The sequence below is a fragment of the Pseudomonas sp. 22072 genome (genome assembly GCF_052046095.1).
GTDB lineage: Bacteria > Pseudomonadota > Gammaproteobacteria > Pseudomonadales > Pseudomonadaceae > Aquipseudomonas > Aquipseudomonas paracarnis.
Genome location: NZ_JBQEQE010000003.1, coordinates 275,404 through 292,738, shown reverse-complemented (window position 1 = coordinate 292,738; position 17,335 = coordinate 275,404). Strand labels below are relative to the sequence as shown.

The window sequence follows — 17,335 nt, the reverse complement described above, 5'->3', positions numbered from 1 at the left end:
GAGGCCTCTGCCATGTTGTTCCACGTAAAAATGACCGTGAACCTTCCCCTCGATATGCACCCCGAGCGTGCCGCCAGCCTCAAGGCCGAGGAGAAAGCCTTGGCTCAGCGCCTGCAAGAGGAGGGCAAATGGCGCCACCTGTGGCGCATCGCCGGGCATTACGCCAACTACAGCGTGTTCGATGTCGACAGCGTGCAGGAGCTGCACGACCTGCTGATGCAACTGCCGTTGTTCCCCTACATGGCCATCGAAGTGAACGCGCTGTGCCGCCATCCGTCGTCGATCCATGCGGACGACCGCTGAGCCGGCTTCCACCTATAACTACAAGATGAGGAATGCACCATGTCCATCCGCCTGTCCCAGACTGCCCACGCCCAACAGTTTCTCGAAGAAGCCAGCGGTAACCTCAATGACGCGGGCAACCCGCGCACCAAGGCGCTGATTTACCGAATCCTGCGCGACACCGTGAACATCATCGAAGACTTGGAAGTGACCCCGGAAGAATTCTGGAAGGCGGTCAACTACCTCAATGAACTGGGCAAAAATCAAGAGGCCGGCCTGCTCGCCGCCGGTTTGGGCCTGGAGCATTACCTGGACCTGTTGATGGACGCCGCCGACGAGGAGGCCGGCAAGTCGGGCGGCACCCCGCGCACCATCGAAGGCCCGTTGTACGTGGCCGGTGCGCCGTTGTCCAAGTACGAGGCACGGCTGGATGACGGCAAGGACGACGCGGTGCCGTTGTTCATGCGCGGGCAAGTACGCGACACCGAGGGCAAGCCGTTGGCAGGGGCGATTGTCGATGTGTGGCAGGCCAACACGGGCGGGACCTATTCGTGGTTCGACCCGGCGCAATCGGAATTCAACCTGCGTCGGCGCATCGAGACCGACGCCCAGGGCAACTACCGTTTTCGCAGCATCGTGCCTTCAGGCTACGGCTGCCCACCGAGTGGGCCGACGCAACAGTTGCTCGACCAACTGGGGCGCCACGGGCAACGGCCGGCGCATATCCACTTCTTCATCTCGGCGCCGGGGCACCGGCACCTGACCACGCAGATCAACCTGTCGGATGACCCGTACCTGCATGATGACTTTGCCTATGCCACCCGGGATGAACTGATTGCCGAGATTCGCTTCAGCGACGATCCGCAACTGGCGCGCGAATTTGGCGTGCAAGGGCGGTTTGCGCAGATTGATTTTGACTTTGAGTTGCAGGTGGCGGATGCGCCAATAGAGCAGCAGCGCATGCAACGAGTCCGCGCCCTCGAAGACTGATCTGTGGGAGCTGGCTTGCTGTGGCGAGGGAGCTTGNAGCCGGCTTTTGGGGGCGCTGCGCACCCCAGCGGGAGCAAGCTCCCTCGCCACAGCAAGCCAGCTTCCACATTGGTTTTTTGGTGATCTAGTTATTTGCGCACGACCAGGTCCAACACCTCATCCCGGTCTTTGATTTTCTGCAGCACAATCTCCGAGCGGATATCCATCACCCCCGCCGTGCGGTTCAGGTGGTTCACGATAAAGTCCGAAAAGTGCTTGAGGTTGCGCGCCTGCACCCGCAGCACATAGTTGCTGGCGCCAGTGATCACATAGGCGCTCGCCACCTCTGGCCAGCCTTGCACCTTCTTGATGAACGTCTCATGCCAGTCCTCCACATCCTGGCGCAGCGACAGGTGCACGATGGCTTCCAGCTCGATTCCCAGCTGTTCGGCGTTCAATACCGCGCGGTAACCGCTGATGATTCCCTCGCTCTCCAGCAGGCGCAAACGGCGCAGGCATGCAGACGGCGACAGCGCGACTTTTTCCGCCAATTCCTGGTTGCTGATGCGGCCATCCTGTTGCAGGAAATGCAGGAGGCGCAGGTCGGTAGCGTCGAGAATCATGCTTGGAAGATATCCGCGTGTTTGGAGGTTAAATTCGAATTTTCTACAGCTTAAATAGACGTTTGCCCACCACTTTGCACGAAAATTCTCTAAAAGTTCGTTCATTATTTGGTCCATCCTCACTTATAAAAACCAGGACGACCCATGACCACTCGAAGCCATTGCCAAGCCCTCGACGCCCAGGACCCGTTGGCCCACCTGCGTGCCCAATTCGCCTTGCCCGAAGGCGTGATCTACCTCGATGGCAACTCCCTCGGCGCTCGCCCGGTGGCGGCGCTGGAGCGGGCACAACAGGTGATCGCCGAGGAGTGGGGCAATGGCTTGATTCGTAGCTGGAACAGCGCCGGCTGGGCGGATTTGTCCCAGCGCCTGGGCAATCGCCTGGCGCCATTGATTGGTGCGCGTGAGGGCGAGGTGGTGATCACCGATACCACCTCGATCAACCTGTTCAAAGTGCTCAGCGCCGCCTTGAGTGTGCAGCGCCAACGTACACCTGCGCGCAAGGTCATCGTCAGCGAAGCGAGCAACTTTCCCACCGACTTGTACATCGCCGAAGGCTTGGCCGAATTGCTGCAACAAGGCTATTCCTTGCGCCTGGTGAACAGCCCGGCGGAACTTCCCCAGGCTATCGATGCGGACGTGGCGGTGGTGATGCTCACCCACGTCAACTACAAGACCGGCTATATGTACGACATGGCGGCCCTGACCGCGCTGAGCCACGAGTGCGGCGCGCTGAGCATCTGGGACCTGGCGCACTCAGCGGGCGCGGTGCCTGTGGACCTGCATCAGGCCAATGCGGATTATGCGATTGGCTGCACCTACAAATACCTCAACGGCGGACCGGGCTCCCAGGCGTTTGTGTGGGTCAACCCGGCGTTGGTGGATGTGGTGCGCCAGCCGTTATCGGGTTGGTTCGGGCATACCCGGCAGTTCGCCATGGAGTCCACCTACGCCCCCAGCGCCGGCATTGCCCGCTACCTCTGTGGTACGCAGCCGATTACCTCGTTGGCCATGGTGGAATGTGGCCTGGAGATTTTTGCCCAGACCGACATGGTGCGCCTGCGGACTAAGTCCCTGGCCTTGACTGACCTGTTCATTGCGTTGGTCGAAAGTCGTTGCGCCGCCCACGGCCTGGAGCTGATCACCCCGCGTGAACACACCCGGCGCGGCAGCCACGTCAGCTTTGAACACCCCGAAGGTTACGCGGTGATCCAGGCCTTGATCGCCCGAGACGTGATCGGCGATTACCGTGAGCCGCGGATCATGCGTTTTGGTTTCACGCCGTTGTACACCAGCTTTACCGAAGTGTGGGACGCCGTGGAAATTCTCGGTGAAATTCTCGATAACGCTACGTGGGACCAAGCGCAATTCAAAGTGCGCAACAGCGTTACTTAAGGGCAACACAGATCAAATGTGGGAGCTGGCTTGCCTGCGATAGCGTCGGTGCATTCACTNGGCAAGCCAGCTCCCACAGGTTCAGCGTCAGCCACTATCACAATAATAAAGGGGCACACCAGTGACCACGCCAGACAACGGCTTTGCAGAAATTACCCACCGTGAACTGGGCCTGAGGCGCCAGCTCACTTCCGGCCAGATGAGCATGATCGCCATCGGTGGCGCCATCGGCACCGGGCTGTTCATGGGCAGCGCCTACGCCATCGGTTATGCCGGGCCGAGCGTGCTGGTGAGCTACGCCATCGGCGCGTTGATTACCTTGCTGCTGATGGGCTGCCTGGCGGAGATGACGGTGGCCCATTCCACCTCCGGCTCCTTTGGCGCTTACGCCGAGTTCTACATCAGCCCGTTGGCCGGGTTCCTGGTGCGCTATGCCTACTGGGCGGCGATTGTGCTGGCGGTGGGGGCCGAGGTCACGGCGGTGGCGATGTACATGAAGTACTGGTTCGCCAACGTGCCGGAGTGGGTGTGGATCGTGTCGTTTTCCAGTGTGCTGATCCTGCTCAATGCGATCAGCGTGAAGACCTTCGGCAACTTCGAATACTGGTTCTCGACGATCAAGATCAGCGCCATTGTCGGTTTCATCATCCTGGCGGTGTATGTGGTGTTCGGCTCCGGTAACCCTGACTACGGGGTGCAGAACTACACGGCCCACGACGGCTTTTTCCCCCATGGCTTGAGTGGCATGTGGATCGCGGTGATCGTGTCGATCTTCAGCTACCTCAGTGTCGAGATGATCGCCGTGGCCGCCGGTGAAGCCGCCGACCCGGAGCAGGCAGTGAAGAAAGCCTTCCGCGCTACCATCGTGCGGCTGGTGGTGTTCTATCTGCTGACCCTGGCGCTGATGCTCGCCATCGTGCCGTGGAACCAGGCCGGCCAGGCCCAGAGCCCGTTTGTCACAGTGATGCAGACCATCGGCATTCCCGGTGCCACCGGGGTGATGAATTTCGTGATCCTGATCGCGGCGCTGTCGGCCATGAACAGTCAGCTCTACATCACCACGCGCATGATGTTCAGCCTGTCGCGCGCTGGTTTTGCGCCCAAGTCCATGGGCGCGCTGAGCAAGAACGGCATCCCGCTCAACGCATTGCTGCTGTCCAGTTCGGGCATTGCCCTGGCGACGTTGCTCAACGTGGTGTACCCGGAAAGCTCGTTCACCCTGATGATGGCGATCTCGATGTTTGGCGCAATCTTCACCTGGTTCATGATCTTCCTCACTCACCTGTTTTTCCGCCGCTATCGCAAGCGTCATGGCGGGGCGAAGTTGTCGTTCCAGTTGCGCCTGTTTCCCTACAGCACGTTGCTGGGGTTGGTGCTGATGGGGGCGGTGATGATCACCACCTATTTCACCGACGCCTTCAAGATGACGTTGGTGTTTGGCGTGCCGTTCCTGCTGATCTTGTCGGCGGTTTACTACACCTTCTTCCACAAACGCGCATCATCTGTAGGAGCGAGCTTGCTCGCGAAGAACCCGAGAGCGCCGCGTTAAACCTGATAGCTCGCGTTATCGTTGGCGATCTTCGCGAGCTCGCTCCTACAAGGGGGGGCGGTGAGCGCAGCGAGTAATGTGCTGACGTAACCGGGCAGTTGCTCGAACGAGCGTGCGCATAACAACAGTTTGCGGCAGGCCCATTCTTCTTGCAGGGGGTGGGCTTTGAAGCGCCGTGCAGGTGGCCAACGGTCCAAGGCGGCCTGAGGCACGATGCCCAGGCCCGCGCCGCCGGCGACCATGCGAATCACCCCATCAAAACCGTCGGCGCGAATGCGCGTCTGCAAGCGAAAGCCCGCGTGCAGTGCCTGTTCTTCCAGGTAAACCGCCAACGCGCTGTTGGCCGCCAGGCCCACGTAGTCGTATTGCAAGCTCTCGATAAAACTCGCGCTGGTCAACGGGTGGTCCAGGGGCATGATCAGCACCAGCGGGTCGTCGCGAAACGCCAGGGTCTGCAAGCCGTGGGTGTCTACCGCATCGGAAATAATCCCCAGCTCGGCGGTGCCCTGGCGCAAGGCGTGGGTGATGCGCAGGCTGGGCAATTCTTGCAGGTCGATATCGAGGTTGGGGTGCTCGCGCAAAAACTGAGCGAGCAGTTCAGGCAGGTACTCGCTTAGAGCGGTGGTATTGCACAGCAGGCGTACCTGGCCTTTGACGCCATTGGCGTATTCGGCCAGGTCTTGCTGCAGATGGTCGGCCTGCTGCAACAGCAGGCGAGCATGCCGCGCCAGGGCTTTGCCCGCGGGTGTTGGGGTTACGCCACGGCGGCCGCGCTCGAGAAACGCGATGCCCAGTGAAGACTCCATGGCTCGGATGCGTGCGCTGGCGGCAGCCAGGGACAGGTGGCTGCGGGCCGCGCCGGCGGTGATATTGCCGGAGTCCAGGATGTGCAGGTAGAGGCGCAGGTCGATGAGGTCAAAGTGCATTAAGTTTTCCAGTGACTGGAAGGGCCTCATCGCAGGCAAGTCAGCTCCCACACTTGAATGTATTCACAATTCCAAATGTGGGAGCTGGCTTGCCTGCGATAGCGTCATCAGCCTCACACAAAACAAGAGGCTGGCTCAGTATATGGCGAATTTTCAGCCACTCTCCAGCCCTGCACAATCGGTGCATGAATACCTTCCTCGCGTTCTACCAAAACCTCGGCCCCGCCCTCACAGCGCTGGTCATCACCACCTTCCTGCTGGCCGGTACGGTGAAGGGCGTCATCGGCCTGGGCTTGCCCACTGTAGCCATGGGCATGCTTGGCCTGGCTATGCTGCCGGCGCAGGCTGCGGTATTGCTGATCATTCCTTCGACGGTGACCAACCTCTGGCAACTGTCCTTTGGCGGGCACTTGGGTGCCTTGCTCAAACGCCTGTGGCCGATGCTGTTGCTGATCTTCCTCGGCACCGGGCTGGGCACCTTGTGGCTGGGCATGGGTAGCGGACCTTGGGTGGTGCGTGCCCTGGGCGCGGCTTTACTGGTGTATGCGCTGAGCGGGTTATTCCTGCCAACCTTCAAGGTTGCGCCTCGAACCGAGCGCTGGCTGGGCCCCTTGTGCGGGGTGATCACCGGCATCATTACCTCGGCCACCGGTGTCTTCGTGATCCCGGCGGTGCCGTACCTGCAAGCGCTGGGCTTGAGCCGTGATCAGTTGGTGCAGGCGCTGGGGCTGTCGTTCACCGTGTCGACGTTGGCACTTGCCGCCGGGCTGGCCTGGCGCGGGGCACTGGGCGGCGGTGAAATGGGCACGTCATTGCTGGCGTTGGTGCCGGCATTGCTGGGGATGTGGCTGGGTCAGGTGGTGCGCCGACGCATCAGTGCGCTGTGGTTCAAACGTGGATTTTTCACCGGCATGGCGTTGCTGGGAGGCCATTTGTTGCTGGCTGGTTAATAATGGCCGTGCCTGTGTCAGCCGACAAATCAAGGACCGCCCGTGAAAGCCCGTTCCGATGAGCTACAGATCTTCGTCAGCGTGATTGAATGCGGCTCGATTTCGGCCGCCGCCGAAAAGGTCGGGCAAACGCCATCGGCAGTCAGCCGCACCTTGTCGCGCCTGGAAGCCAAGCTCGACACCACCTTGATCAACCGCACCACGCGGCGCATGGACCTGACCGAGGAGGGCAAGTACTTCTTCGAGCAGGCCAAGCTGATCCTGGCGCAGATGGATGAGCTGGAAGAGCGCCTGTCATCGCGCCAGAAAAACCCGGCCGGCCGCCTGCGTATCAATGCCGCCGTGCCGTTCATGTTGCATGGGGTCGTGCCGTACATCGCCGAATTTCGCAGCCTCTACCCGGATATCCAGTTGGAGCTCAACAGCGATGATTTGATCATCGACCTGCTGGAGCAAAGCACCGACATCGCCATTCGCATCGGCGCTCTTGCCGACTCGACCCTGCATGCGCGTTTCCTGGGCAGCACGCCGCTGCATGTCCTTGCCAGCCCCGGCTACCTCAAGCAATACGGCACGCCGACGACCGTTGCCGAGTTGGCTGATCACACCTTGCTGGGCTTCACCCACACCGAGACCCTCAATCACTGGCCGCTGCGTCACGGCGAAGGTGACCGCTGGCTGATCCAGCCCGGCGTCAGCGCCTCCAGTGGCGAAACCGTGCGCCAATTAGCGCTGCAGGGGCAGGGCATTTGTTGCCTTTCGAATTTCATGACCGTCGCTGACATCGACGCCGGCCGCCTGGTGCCCATGTTGGAGGCGTTCAACAGCGGTTATCGCCAGCCGATCCACGCGGTGTTCTATCGCAACTCGCAATTGGCACTACGCATCCAGTGCTTCCTGGACTTTATTCAGGCCAAGCTGGCGCGGTATGCGCGCTGATTCGTGACCTGGGCGCAAGAGTGAATTGGGCCGCACGGGCTTATTCGGCAGTAGTGGGGGCTGGATACTGGGCGCATCACTTACCCAGTCAGGAGCAACCTCCATGAATGTATTCGTTACCGGTGCAGCAGGGTTTATCGGCGGTTCGATCGCCACCGGCCTGGTCAACGCCGGCCATCACGTCACCGGCCTGGTGCGCAGCGCCGAACAAGCCGCTGAACTGACCGCGCTGGGCATCACGCCGGTGATCGGCACCCTCGACGACGCAGCCGTATTGACCGAGCAGGCGCAGACTGCCGATGCGGTGATCAACGCCGCCAGCAGCGACCACCGAGGCGCCGTGCAAACTTTGCTGGCCGCCTTGAAAGGCTCGAACAAGCCGTTCCTGCATACCAGCGGGTCGAGCATCGTCGGCGATGCGTCGGGCGGTAAAGCCAGTGAAGTCATCTACTTTGAAGACAACCTGCCTGAGCCGACCGTCGACAAGGCTGCCCGCGTGGCGATCGACAACCTGATCCTCGCGGCGGCCAATGACGGCGTGAATTCGGCGGTGATCTGCAACACCCTGATCTACGGCCACAGCCTGGGCGTGAAGCGTGACAGCGTGCAATTGCCGCGCTTGCTCAAGCAGGCGCGCAAAAGTGGGGTAGTGCGCCATGTGGGCAGCGGGCAGAACATCTGGTCCAACGTGCATATTGAAGATGTGGTCGCCCTGTATCTGCTGGCGCTGACCAAAAACGTCCCGGGTACGTTCTACTTTGTGGAAAGCAGCGAAGCAGCATTCATCGACATGACCACGGCGATTGCCCAAGCGCTGAACCTGGGCAAACCACAGGATTGGCCATTGGCCGAGGCTGAGGCCGAGTGGGGCTATGAAATGGCCAACTATGGCTTGGGCTCCAATAGCCGAGTGCGCGGCAAACACGCCCGTGAACTGTTGGGGTGGACGCCAAAGCGCACCTCGGTGGTGGAGTGGATTCGCAACGAGATGGTGTGATGTTTGCTTAGCACCGCAGTGCGGTCATCGCAGGCAAGCCAGCTCCCACACTTGAATGTATTCACAANTCCAAATGTGGGAGCTGGCTTGCCTGCGAAAGGGGCGGCTCGGTACATCAGACCTGACACTTCACTAGCCCCACCCGCCGCAATTCCGTACCATCCCCCGCCTAATTCCCCGCAATTCCCTGGTACTCCATGAACCTCACCCGTCTGCGCGCCGACGCCTTGGCCGGCCTCACCACGTCTTTCGCCTTGCTGCCCGAATGCATCGCCTTTGCGCTGGTGGCTCATCTCAACCCGCTGATGGGCCTCTACGGTGCTTTCATCATTTGCACCCTCACCGCGTTGTTCGGCGGCCGCCCGGGCATGGTCTCGGGCGCCGCCGGTTCGATGGCGGTGGTGATCGTCGCGCTGGTGGTGCAACACGGCGTGGAGTATTTGCTGGCGACGGTACTGCTGGGCGGGTTGATCATGGTCGCTTTCGGCCTGCTGCGCCTGGGCAAGCTGGTGCGCATGGTGCCGCATTCGGTGATGCTCGGCTTCGTCAACGGCCTGGCGATCATCATTGCGCTGGCGCAACTGGAGCATTTCAAGAGCGGTGAAACCTGGCTCAGCGGCAGGCCGTTGTACGTGATGGCCGGGTTGGTGGCGGCAACCATGGCCATTGTGTATCTGTTGCCTCGTCTGACCCGTGCTGTACCGCCCGCGCTGGTGGCGATTCTCGGTGTGGGCCTGGCGGTGTACCTGCTTGGCCTGCCGACCCGCACCTTGGGCGATATGGCGCACATCGCCGGTGGCTTGCCGACTTTCGCCCTGCCGCAGATCCCCTGGACCCTGGAAACCCTCGGTATCATTGCGCCCTACGCGTTTTTGATGGCGATGGTTGGCCTGTTGGAAACCTTGCTGACCCTCAACCTCACCGACGAAATCACCGAGACCCGTGGTTATCCTGACCGCGAAAGCGTGGCCCTGGGCGCGGCGAATATGGTCTCGGGCCTGTTTGGCGGCATGGGGGGGTGCGCGATGATCGGGCAAACCGTGATCAACCTCAGCTCCGGCGGGCGTGGGCGCTTCTCCGGGGTGTTTGCCGGGGTGATGATTCTATTGTTCATTCTGTTTCTGTCGCCACTGATCGAGCGGATCCCGCTGGCGGCGTTGGTGGGCGTGATGTTCGTGGTGTCGCAACAGACCTTCGCCTGGGCGTCGTTGCGGGTGATCAACAAGGTGCCGCTCAATGATGTGCTGGTGATCATGGCGGTGACGATCATTACGGTGTTCACCGATCTGGCCACCGCCGTACTGTGCGGTATCGTCATCGCCGCGCTGAACTTCGCCTGGCAGCAGGCGCGGGAACTGTACGCCGATGAACACCTGGAGGCCGATGGCAGCAAGCTCTATCGGCTGCATGGCACGTTGTTCTTCGCCTCGACCACGCCGTTTTTGAATCAGTTCGACCCGGCCAACGACCCGGCCCAGGTCACACTGGATTGCCGTCACCTGAGCTTTGTCGACTATTCGGCGATTGCCGCCCTGATGACCCTGCGCGAGCGCTACACCAAGGCTGGCAAGCACCTGCGGGTGCTGCATTTATCCGAGCGCTGCAAAAAACTGCTCAAGCGCGCCAAGGTTCATCACGACTGATTGAGCCCCTGTGGCGAGGGAGCTTGCTCCCGCTGGCGTGCGAAGCGCGCCCAGGATTTTGGGGCCGCTGCGCAGCCCAGCGGGAGCAAGCTCCCTCGCCACAGGGGGAGAGCTGTAGCAGTTACGGGCCGACCAGGTCTTCCAGCTCCTGGGCGCGGGTCTGGGTCATGTCCAGCACGCAGCCTGAGCCGTTTACCTGATCAATCGTGCCGCCGGTGGCGCTGCCTGCGAAGGCGCAGTTGGCGTCGCGGTATTTGATCCACAGGCGCTGCAGGTCTTGCAGTTGCTGTTTGCGCGGCCCTTCCTGGGCGGCGAGGGCGGTCTTGTAGGCGCGGTTCAGGCGGTCGTCCTGCACCTTGGTTTGCCGGGCGTTGCAATTGACCATGTCTGCGGTGGTATTGGCGCTGTCCATGCATTTTTTCAAGGCAGGGTTGTCGGCGGCATAAGCGCTGCTGCACAAGAGCAGGACGCTGGCGGCAATTGTGGTGCGAATCATGAGCGGGTTCCTGGGCAATGGATGCGCATTCTATGACTCAAGGGCAGCGACTGAGTTTCCGCCTTCTCTGATCTTCATGTAAGAACACCCCCCGAATTTTCATCCACCCATGTCGGGCATATCCCCAAGCGACAGCGCTTATCCGTGGGCGAAAATTACTTTCATGAAAATTGAAAATGCTCCTCGGGAATGATTTATGAGTTTCACAACCAATTCGACGTGACCCTTTCCGAGGAGTACCGCATGGCCGCATCACCGGGCTTCGGGCTGTTGGCATACGCTGCCATCGCCATCATTGCATTGATCGTGCTGATCGCACGCTACCGACTCAACCCCTTTATCGTGATTACCCTGGTGTCCATCGGCCTGGCGCTGATGGCCGGGATGCCGGCGGACACCATCATGGGCTCGTACGAGGCGGGTGTCGGCAAGACCCTGGGGCATATCGCCCTGGTGGTGGCGCTGGGCACCATGCTCGGCAAGATGATGGCCGAGTCGGGCGGCGCTGAGCAGGTGGCGCGCACGCTGATCAACCGCTTCGGTGAGCGCAATGCCCACTGGGCGATGGTGTGTATCGCGTTCCTTGTGGGGCTGCCGCTGTTTTTCGAAGTCGGCTTTGTGTTGCTGGTGCCGATTGCCTTTACCGTGGCGCGACGCGTGGGCGTGTCGATCCTGATGGTCGGGCTGCCGATGGTCGCCGGCCTGTCGGTGGTGCATGCGTTGGTGCCGCCGCACCCGGCGGCAATGATGGCGGTGCTGGCCTATAACGCCTCGGTCGGGCAGACGGTGCTGTATGCGATTTTGATTGGTATCCCCACGGCGATTATCGCGGGTCCCGTCTACGCCAAGTTCATCGTGCCGCACATCCATTTGCCGGCGCAAAACCCGCTGGAGCGCCAGTTCATCGAGCGTGAACCGCGTACACGCCTGCCCAGCTTTGCGCTGACCATGGGCACCATCCTGTTGCCGGTGGTGCTGATGATGATCGGCGGCTGGGCCAACGTGATTTCTACGCCGGGCAGCGGTTTCAACCAGTTCCTGTTGTTTATCGGCAACTCGGTGATCGCCCTGTTGGTGGCGACCCTGGTGAGTTTCTGGACCTTGGGCCTGGCCCAGGGCTTCAACCGCGAGTCGATCCTCAAGTTCACCAACGAATGCCTGGCGCCGACCGCCAGCATTACCTTGCTGGTGGGCGCGGGCGGTGGTTTGAATCGCATCCTGGTGGACGCTGGTGTTACTCATGAAATACTTGGCCTGGCCCATGCGTTCCAGTTGTCGCCGCTGGTGATGGGCTGGCTGTTCGCCGCGTTGATGCGTGTCGCCACCGGCTCGGCCACGGTGGCCATGACCACCGCGTCCGGGGTGGTCGCGCCGGTCGCCTTGGGCCTGGGTTATCCACACCCTGAATTGCTGGTGTTGGCGACCGGTGCAGGCTCGGTGATCTTTTCCCACGTGAACGACGGCGGCTTCTGGCTGATCAAGGAATACTTCAATATGACGGTCATCCAGACCTTCAAGACCTGGACCGTACTCGAGACCCTGATTTCGCTGGTCGCCTTCGGCCTGACCTACGGTCTGTCCCTTGTGTTATGAGCCTGTAACCCGGAGCCCCCATGGACATCCTCTATCAGATCCGCGCCCGCCAGGACACTTTCAGTGCCGGCGAAGGGCGTATTGCCAAGCTGATGCTTGAGGATGTGGGCTTTGCCGCGTCCGCCAGCCTGGAGGAACTGTCGCAACGGGCTGAGGTGAGTACCGCCACCTTGTCACGCTTCGCCCGCAGCGTGGGCTGCCGTGACTTGCGCGATTTGCGCCTGCAGTTGGCCCAGGCCAGCGGCGTGGGCAGCCGCTTCCTGGACCCGGCGGGCAAGCCAGAACAGTCAGCGTTTCATCGGCAGATTCTGGGGGATATCGAGGCGACGTTGCGTCAGCACCTTTCGGGCTTCAATCAGCGCAGCTTTGGCGATGCGGTCACCCTGCTGGGCAAGGCGCGGATGATCCATGCGTTCGGCATGGGCGGGCCGTCGAGCCTGTGCAGCGATGAGTTGCAGGTGCGCCTGGTGCGTCTGGGCTATCCGATTGCCGCCAGCCACGACCCTGTGATGATGCGTGTCACGGCGGCGACCCTGGGGCCCGAACATGCCGTGATCGCCTGCTCACTCACGGGCCTGACCCCGGAGTTACTGGAGGTGGTGACGCTGGCGCGCAACTACGACGCGCGGATCATTGCCATCACCCTTGCCGATTCGCCGCTGGCGCAGTTGGCGGATGTCGTGCTGCCGCTGCAATCGGCGGAAACCAGTTTTATCTACAAGCCCACTGCGGCCCGCTACGGCATGCTGCTGGCTATCGACCTGCTCGCCACCGAGTTGGCGCTGGCCCTGCCGGACGACAACCAGGAACGCCTGCGCCGGATCAAACTGGCGCTGGACGATTACCGCGGCGGCCCTGGTAGCCTGCCGCTTGGAGATTGATATGAAGTACGACACGCTGATTCGCCAGGCGCTGATCATCGATGGCAGTAACACCCCAGGGTATGTCGCCGATGTGGGCGTGCAGGCAGGGCGCATCCGTACGATTGGCGACTTGTCCACAGCCCAGGCCGAGCAGATCATCGACGGCCATGGCCGGGTATTGGCACCGGGTTTTATCGACGTGCACACCCACGACGACACGGTAGTGATTCGCCAGCCGCAGATGCTGCCCAAGCTCAGCCAGGGCGTGACCACGGTGATTGTCGGCAACTGTGGTATCAGCGCTTCGCCGGTCAGTTTGCGCAGCGACCCGCCGGACCCGATGAACTTATTGGGCAACCGTGAGCAGTTCTGTTATCCGCGGTTCAGCGATTATCGCAACGCGGTGCAGGGCGCCCATCCGGCAGTGAACGTCGCGGCATTGATCGGTCACACGGCGCTGCGCAGCAACCATATGGACGACCTGCATCGCACCGCCACACCGTATGAAATCGCGGCCATGCGCGTGCAGTTGCAAGAGAGCCTGGAGGCCGGTGCCCTGGGGTTATCCACAGGCCTGGCCTACGCCAGCGCCTTCAACGCCAAGACCGATGAAGTGCTGCAGCTCGTTGAGGAGCTGACGGCCTACGGCGCGGTGTACACCACGCATTTGCGCAGTGAGTTCGAGCCAGTGCTGGAAGCAATGGATGAGGCGTTTCTGATCGGTCGACACGCCAGGGTGCCGGTGATCATTTCCCACCTTAAATGCGCCGGTGCCGGTAACTGGGGGCGCAGCCCGCAGCTGTTGGCGGCCCTGGAAGCAGCGGCAAAAGATCATCCGGTGGGTTGTGATTGCTACCCCTATGCCGCCAGCTCCTCGACCCTGGACCTCAAGCAGGTGACTGACGCGTTTCGCATCACCATCACTTGGTCCACACCGCACCCGCAAATGGGCGGGCGTGATTTGCAGGAGATTGCCGCCGAGTGGGGCGTTTCGCTGATGGATGCCGCCCGCCGTTTGCAACCTGCGGGGGCGGTGTACTACGGCATGGATGAGGCGGATGTACGGCGCATTCTTGCGCACCCATTGTCGATGGTGGGGTCGGATGGGTTGCCTGAAGATCCGTTTCCTCATCCGCGCTTGTGGGGCGCTTTCCCACGGGTGCTAGGGCATTTCAGCCGGGATGTCGGATTGTTCCCGTTGTACACGGCGATACACAAAATGACCGGGCTGTCGGCGGCGCGTTTCGGCTTGGCCCAAAGAGGAGAAATTCGCGAGGGGCACTGGGCTGACCTGGTGCTCTTCGACCCTGCGCGGGTGCGTGACATGGCGGATTTCAAGACGCCTCAGCGTGCGGCCGAAGGGATTGAGCGTGTGTGGGTAAACGGCGTCTTGAGCTACAGCGAAGGGCAGTCGAACACACGGCGTGCGGGTCGTTTTCTGGCGCGCAGCGGTGATTTGCGCCGAGGTTTTCAGCTTGGTGCGCGGGATGCGATCTGACAGTGCTCGGCCCGATAGCGTGTCTGAATATGGCCAATCAGCGCTTACAAAAAGCTAATTGATTGCAAAGGACGGCTCTCTAGCATGTGCAGGTCTTATTACGGAGAGCCTGTATGAACACTCAGCCTGTAAGCCCCAGCCAACTCGCTAACCGGGCCGGCAACGCCGTCATTTCATCTACCGTCACGTCGCCTGACGCCGCGGTGAATGAGGGCGTCGATGCGATGTCGGCGTTCCCTTTTCCGCGTGACACGATCAAAGGCTGGATCCAGGAAAAAGTCTGGAACCTGACCAATCAATGGATCGACCCCGACAAGGTATACCTGCATCAGTTTTCTCCTGCCAACAGTACCCACACTGGCAGCGCCGTGACCGGGTGGGAACATCGCGGAGTTCCCGAGTCGTCCATGACGCTGACCGATGCCGTGGCCAGTGATTTTTTCTCGGCGGAACGCTACGGCACGGCCGGCAAGGCTCAGGCGCTGGCGCATTTCGTGTCTTCGAATACCAGCCCGTTTTCGTTGCTGGACAGCGAAAGTGTGCCGGATTTTTTCAGCCGGCTGGGCAAGTTCATTTTCGACCGGACGGGGCCGGGATACCTCTACTCGAAAATTCACGATGACGTGCCCAACGCCGTGGAGACCTGGCGTGATCTGGACGCCGCCTATGGCCTGTACCTGGATGGGCCGGGAAGGGGCACCTACGACGCCGGCAACCAACTGCGCATGAAGCCCAGCGAGCTGTTGAACCTGGTGCGTGAGGGGGACCTGCAGAAAAAGGTGATGACCAGGCTGGACAATTTTTGGATGCAGCACGGCGACGAGTGGCGGATGCTGGCCAAGCAACAGTTCGTGATGGAGGCCCGGGCCGCGCGCGCCCTCAACCAACAAGACTCCAGCCAGGGCCTTAGCCCGCAGGCTTATGCCGAGGTGATGAAAGCGGCGGCGTCAGGTGTACCGCTCGAGGGGCCGATGTCCAAGGCCCAGTTACAGGCGCAGACGACGCCGGGTCCGGACACCAGGGTGTTTTGCTTCGACATCAATGGTTATAAGTCCAATGACATCCTGCGCTTCATCTCCAAGAGTGGTACCGAAACCCTCTATGTCCCCGGCGCAAAACCCGCGATCCAGACTTTCAAGGACCGAGCCGCCGTGGACCAGTGGGTGCTCGAACAAAGCAAGGACCCCGCCAAAGCCAAGGTGCTGGAGGAACATTTCTCGCTGCGTGATCGTCAGCAGGGCGTGTTTGGCGCCCTGAGTGCCAACGGCGTGGACGTCACCCTGGCCAAGCTGGGTGCAGGCACCCAGGCAGCGAATGACAGTGTTATCGATACTTTGAATTATCCAATCGGCGGGGACGTGTTTTCCTTCATGGCCAGCCAGACACGCCAACGCATCGACAATGATGCAGACACCGAAATGAAATCCAACGCCGAAGTGCGCAAGGACGACGCACTGGCTCTGTTGCAAGCCGGCAACGCAATATTCTCCATCCCCATGGCCTTGCTCGGGCCTATTGGTCTGGCGCTAGGCGCCGTCTCTTACACGGCACAGGTAGGAATGGAAATCGACCAGGCCGTGGAGGGTGACACTCAGGCCGAGCGCAAGAATGGGCTGCATTCGGCGGTGATGGACGTCGCGACGATGGCTTTTTTTCACGCCCTCGGCAAAGCCGGTCCTTCCACGGCCGACCCTTCTGTCGAGTCCGGCGCTCAACCGGCGACGGCGCAAAAACCGTTTTTCAACTATCGCCGCGTGAACGGGCAGATCGGTGTGCTGATGAGTCCGACCGAACCTGCGCGGCTACCCGAAAAACCAGCAAACGGGTTGAATCCTGCGTGGGACCCATCCATGGAGATTTACCTGCAAGGGGGGGCCAAGCGTCCCTCAGTGCAGCCCCGTTATGAGATCGTCGAGGAGGGCCCGTCTACGGCGAAGAAGCCCAAACTCGAGAACTCGGAAAACGAACTGTCGGAGAATGAGGAGTCGCCGTCTTCGGTGGTTTCCGATGCCACGTCCTCCGGGGATTACGAGCCGTACGACGATAGCAACGTGCTCAAGGTCAATCCGTTCAAGGCCGGCGTCCAGGTGCCTGATGGTGGGTATTTCAACAGTCGAGGCATGATTGAACGTACCGATATACCCAAGTTGTACCGCGTCGAAAAGGCGGATCGCGTAGAGCGTCGCGGTGATCCGGCAAATTATGGTTTCCGGGACTCAAACTTCTTTTCCGGGCCTGCAAAAATGATGGACGGCAATGTCGTGATGGCGTCTCGCTCAAAGGCGGCGGCGATACATTTTGGTGATACTGCACTCGGCGGCAAGTACCACCTTTACGAAATCGACAGTCGCGGTGTTCCCGTCGTCTCTTTCAACGAAAATATCGAGGTAAACCCGCAGTTCGTCGAGGCTCGCCAGTGTGTGGCGCCTGGCACCATCGAGCGGATGCGCAAGTCGGGCCACTTGAATCAGTTTGAAGAAAGTTCCTATGAGTTCGATGAAGTGCATGTGGACAATGATCAACTGTCGAGCGCAAGGATCAGGGAAATTCACCATCATTGAGCGTGTTCACTTTGAGCGCTTGCTGAGCTAGGGTGGTCGCTCGCCAGCAAC

The 17,335-nt window shown here is 60.8% G+C and carries 15 protein-coding genes; 12 read left to right on the top strand and 3 right to left on the bottom strand.

All coding sequences use genetic code 11. The annotated features are described in order from the left end of the window. Positions 1–12 precede the first annotated feature (12 nt). Both catC and catA read left to right on the top strand, forming a co-directional pair. A complete protein-coding gene (catC, locus tag ACTJLA_RS05025; RefSeq protein WP_054921514.1) occupies positions 13–303 on the top strand; it encodes a muconolactone Delta-isomerase in 291 nt (96 codons plus the stop codon). 39 nt (positions 304–342) lie between these two features. Beyond that, positions 343–1,272, top strand: a complete 930-nt coding sequence (gene catA, locus ACTJLA_RS05020) for a catechol 1,2-dioxygenase (RefSeq protein WP_034128778.1) — start codon at positions 343–345, stop codon at positions 1,270–1,272. Positions 1,273–1,400: 128 nt separating this feature from the next. Here the strand turns inward: catA and ACTJLA_RS05015 are convergent, their stop codons facing one another. Beyond that, entirely contained in the window at positions 1,401–1,874 is a 474-nt protein-coding gene (locus ACTJLA_RS05015; RefSeq protein WP_003176072.1) for an Lrp/AsnC family transcriptional regulator, read from the bottom strand. A 144-nt stretch (positions 1,875–2,018) separates the two neighbouring features. On the opposite strand from ACTJLA_RS05015, the gene kynU reads away from it, so the two are divergent. Beyond that, positions 2,019–3,269 (top strand): kynureninase, encoded by a 1,251-nt coding sequence (gene kynU, locus ACTJLA_RS05010; protein ID WP_054896989.1) that lies wholly within the window; start codon positions 2,019–2,021, stop codon positions 3,267–3,269. 121 nt (positions 3,270–3,390) lie between these two features. Beyond that, positions 3,391–4,818 (top strand): amino acid permease, encoded by a 1,428-nt coding sequence (locus ACTJLA_RS05005; RefSeq protein WP_034128766.1) that lies wholly within the window; start codon positions 3,391–3,393, stop codon positions 4,816–4,818. Here ACTJLA_RS05005 and ACTJLA_RS05000 read toward each other — a convergent pair. Further along, positions 4,815–5,744 (bottom strand): LysR substrate-binding domain-containing protein, encoded by a 930-nt coding sequence (locus tag ACTJLA_RS05000; RefSeq protein WP_440840740.1) that lies wholly within the window; start codon positions 5,742–5,744, stop codon positions 4,815–4,817. The genes ACTJLA_RS05005 and ACTJLA_RS05000 overlap by 4 nt on opposite strands. 185 nt (positions 5,745–5,929) lie before the next feature. Between ACTJLA_RS05000 and ACTJLA_RS04995 the strand changes: the two genes are divergently transcribed. The 4 genes from ACTJLA_RS04995 to ACTJLA_RS04980 all read left to right on the top strand — a co-directional run bounded on the left by ACTJLA_RS04995 (position 5,930) and on the right by ACTJLA_RS04980 (position 10,273). Then, complete coding sequence (locus ACTJLA_RS04995; RefSeq protein WP_314545464.1) at positions 5,930–6,694, top strand: sulfite exporter TauE/SafE family protein; 765 nt, start codon at positions 5,930–5,932, stop codon at positions 6,692–6,694. A gap of 42 nt (positions 6,695–6,736) precedes the next feature. After that, positions 6,737–7,633: a LysR family transcriptional regulator gene (locus ACTJLA_RS04990; RefSeq protein WP_127881036.1), complete on the top strand. Its 897-nt coding sequence runs from the start codon at positions 6,737–6,739 to the stop codon at positions 7,631–7,633. 103 nt (positions 7,634–7,736) lie between these two features. Continuing rightward, a complete protein-coding gene (locus tag ACTJLA_RS04985; protein WP_054921526.1) occupies positions 7,737–8,630 on the top strand; it encodes an NAD-dependent epimerase/dehydratase family protein in 894 nt (297 codons plus the stop codon). Between the two features lie 197 nt (positions 8,631–8,827). After that, positions 8,828–10,273, top strand: a complete 1,446-nt coding sequence (locus ACTJLA_RS04980; protein WP_314545457.1) for a SulP family inorganic anion transporter — start codon at positions 8,828–8,830, stop codon at positions 10,271–10,273. A gap of 121 nt (positions 10,274–10,394) precedes the next feature. Here the strand turns inward: ACTJLA_RS04980 and ACTJLA_RS04975 are convergent, their stop codons facing one another. Further along, the gene (locus ACTJLA_RS04975) at positions 10,395–10,769 is read right to left on the bottom strand and encodes a lysozyme inhibitor LprI family protein (protein ID WP_060765099.1); all 375 of its coding nucleotides are present in this window, start codon (positions 10,767–10,769) and stop codon (positions 10,395–10,397) included. Positions 10,770–10,958: 189 nt separating this feature from the next. Here ACTJLA_RS04975 and ACTJLA_RS04970 point away from each other — a divergent pair, with 189 nt between their 5' ends. From ACTJLA_RS04970 to ACTJLA_RS04955, 4 genes are all read left to right on the top strand, one after another. Then, positions 10,959–12,362, top strand: coding sequence for a GntT/GntP/DsdX family permease (locus ACTJLA_RS04970; protein ID WP_054896983.1), 1,404 nt, complete (start codon positions 10,959–10,961; stop codon positions 12,360–12,362). Positions 12,363–12,382: 20 nt separating this feature from the next. Continuing rightward, positions 12,383–13,243: a MurR/RpiR family transcriptional regulator gene (locus ACTJLA_RS04965; protein ID WP_054896982.1), complete on the top strand. Its 861-nt coding sequence runs from the start codon at positions 12,383–12,385 to the stop codon at positions 13,241–13,243. Position 13,244: 1 nt separating this feature from the next. Next, positions 13,245–14,723: an N-acyl-D-amino-acid deacylase family protein gene (locus ACTJLA_RS04960; protein ID WP_054921533.1), complete on the top strand. Its 1,479-nt coding sequence runs from the start codon at positions 13,245–13,247 to the stop codon at positions 14,721–14,723. 113 nt (positions 14,724–14,836) lie between these two features. After that, entirely contained in the window at positions 14,837–17,284 is a 2,448-nt protein-coding gene (locus tag ACTJLA_RS04955) for a dermonecrotic toxin domain-containing protein (RefSeq protein WP_259038019.1), read from the top strand. Positions 17,285–17,335: the final 51 nt, after the last annotated feature.